Source organism: Pedobacter sp. 01N416, assembly GCF_056399685.1.
In genome coordinates this window covers 1-2625 of the sequence record NZ_JBFTRT010000647.1, presented here as the reverse complement: position 1 = coordinate 2625, position 2625 = coordinate 1, and the positions used below count along the sequence as shown (strand labels likewise).

The window sequence follows — 2625 nt, the reverse complement described above, 5'->3', positions numbered from 1 at the left end:
GTTATTATCAGTTCGCTGATGAATGGGTGAACAATATATTCGGTTCTAGGGAAAAGCTGATCGAGCATGTGAAAAGTTCTAATAAGATCGATAAAGAGTCTGCTTGCTTCAAGGAATTTATGGAATTCAACGATGCAGTGACTGTCAGCAAGTACCCAGCAATTAAATATGTCCTTCCGCATTTGAAGAAAGATATTTAATTCTAAAATAGATTTGTTTTCGAAACAATTTATTGGACCATACCTTACCTTTCAAATTACAATGAGATTTTGACCAAATATTTGGCATGGGAGATTTAGAATGCAAATTGTTAATCTTTAAGGTTGAAGGATCTCTAGGTTTAAACAAAAACATTCCCCTTTAGCGTAACTTTTTTTAACTTATCTGTCTAATATCAAAATTTATCAACTCAACCAAATAAATRACGTCTCGAAAGAAAATAGTTATCGCATTGATCATCCTAGTTTTTACAGTAATGGCATTGCGAGAGACCCCGTATGTGGATTTGAACTTTTATCGATCTTACACTGAGTCATCCTACAATTCAACCATAAATACAAACAGTTCCTTTGTCAAGGTAGGGGATTCCAGCACAAAATCTGCACCTGCTTTCAATTCGCAAGATCTATCAATTGTTATACTACTAGGCGATGACACAGTTTACAAACAGCTCAATAAGCTATTACCCATTGTAGTGAAAATCGAGAATTTCCAGACTGGCTCGCTTTGGATTCCACTTTATAAATCTGCCAGCTTTTCTGCGATTGGCACCCCAAGCTTTGATCCTAGGCAAAAATTAGAAGGGAAACTACCGATGGGGAGGTACAAAATTGGAATATCAGGAGATTTAGAAATGAACGGGAAAATTGTGATTAAAGGCTTCTGTTCACATAAACAAGCAGTCGAACTGGTTAAACAACAAATAATAGCGCAATTTAATGCCAAAATACGAGAGTGTTTTACCACTGTACCTCCCGAATATTTCCATGCGCTGTCCAGTAGCCAATCGCTATGAAACCTTCCGCTGGAGCAAGCCCAATGTCATTAAGTAAGCCATTCGCACAAGCAAAATAATTTAACCACAGATAAAAAGGATGCACACAGATATGAAGATCCGTGTTTATCTGTATGCATCTATGGTTAAAAACTCTAATTTAACGAGATTGAGTGCTCGCACTTGTGGTAAAGCTATGGATACTCCATGTTGTCCATGCTTCCGTGGCTAAAATATAACCTGTAAAAATAATGAAGCCCAAAAAAGAAAAAGGCAAGCACAGAAAAGCCGTTGCTTGCCCTTTTTTATCAATAACTTTCTCCTAACTACCCCTGATGCTCAGGCACGCCGTTTGGATCCATCCATACATATTCCCAATGGTGGCCATCAAGATCATCAAAACTATGTTGGTACATAAAACCATAATCGGTAGCCGGATTCGGTATTGTGGCGCCAGCAGCTACAGCTTTATCTACCATTTCGTTAACGGCATCTTTACTATCAGCCGATAAGGCAATGGAGGTTTCTATTGCCTTGTGGGCATCGATGATTTCTTTTTGGGTAAAAGTCTGGAAAAAAGGTTTGGTAAGCAGCATTACATAAATGGTATCGCTGATGATCATGCAGGTTGCTTTCTCGTCGGTAAACTGTGGGTTAAAAGTATAACCAAGTTTGGTGAAAAACTCCACCGACTTGTTAAGGTCGCTAACGGATAGGTTCACAAAAATTTGAGTTGCCATATTGTTTTCTGATTTAGTATATTCAAAAGTATAATAAAGCCGGGTAAGTATTAATGTGCAAAAACGACAAGTTAAGGGGTTAAACGCGACTTGTTTCATTGCTAACTCATTTGAGATGGGTGCTTCAAGTCAAACACTCAAAAATTTTAAATGCATAGTGCCTACTTATGATTTGTAATTCTTTTATCTTTAGTTCTGGTTTCCAATGGTAGCCATTAAATGCCAATCCCTTACAAAGCCCTAAATCTATTATCGCTCATGAAAAGAATATTACTCATTGTAACAGTTTTGCTTCCCTTTTCTGTTTTAGCTCAAAAGAAATTACCAATTGTTAAAGCCGGAGTTGTTCAGGCAAAATTCTACGAATCGTACAAGGCATCATCGAATTGGTACATCAATCCCAAGATAAAATTAGATGTGTTTACAACTGGTAAAATAACCAAATCAATAAACATAAAATTCAAAACGGATATAGATTCTATTGTGTTTAGGATAGGACCTGGGGAGCAAAAAGAATTTATTGTTTTGTTAAACGGCAAAGATTCCTGCCGCACCAAGATTGTGTGTCCCGAGCTAAAAAACTTCAGCAAAATATTGCCTGAAGTGCACGATTCAATTCCTTTTTTTGTGAATAAATACAATACAAACTTTTTACCGGTGTTTTTCAACAAAACTGATTCCCTTTTATTGAACTTCGATTCAGGCGCAACCGAGGTAGATTTTACTACCGCTGCACTTAAGCAAAAAGTTAAATCTAAGCCCAAGCTTTATAACACCGATTATGATATCAAAATTGGGAATCATACCTACAAGAGCAAAATTTATGATATCGAATTGGCGGGCAATGAAACAGATGGCCTGTTGGGATGGGATATATTCGACGGCATGATT

Annotated in this window: 3 protein-coding genes and 1 pseudogene; 3 read left to right on the top strand and 1 reads right to left on the bottom strand. The window is 37.1% G+C overall.

The annotated features are described in order from the left end of the window. A partial coding sequence (locus AC1DND_RS25250) for a hypothetical protein (protein ID WP_477585291.1) occupies positions 1-200 on the top strand: 200 nt, incomplete at its 5' end. Between the two features lie 494 nt (positions 201-694). Then, complete coding sequence (locus tag AC1DND_RS25245; protein ID WP_477585290.1) at positions 695-1015, top strand: hypothetical protein; 321 nt, start codon at positions 695-697, stop codon at positions 1013-1015. Positions 1016-1320: 305 nt separating this feature from the next. Here the strand turns inward: AC1DND_RS25245 and AC1DND_RS25240 are convergent, their stop codons facing one another. Then, complete coding sequence (locus AC1DND_RS25240) at positions 1321-1734, bottom strand: VOC family protein (protein ID WP_477585289.1); 414 nt, start codon at positions 1732-1734, stop codon at positions 1321-1323. Between the two features lie 258 nt (positions 1735-1992). Between AC1DND_RS25240 and AC1DND_RS25235 the strand changes: the two are divergent. Further along, positions 1993-2625 (top strand): annotated as a pseudogene (locus AC1DND_RS25235) (hypothetical protein); the annotation flags it as partial.

Excerpts from the sequence above, each read along its gene's own strand:
- AC1DND_RS25240 (WP_477585289.1), bottom strand. The coding sequence starts at position 1,734 with ATGGCAACTCAAATTTTTGTGAACCTATCCGTTAGCGACCTTAACAAG.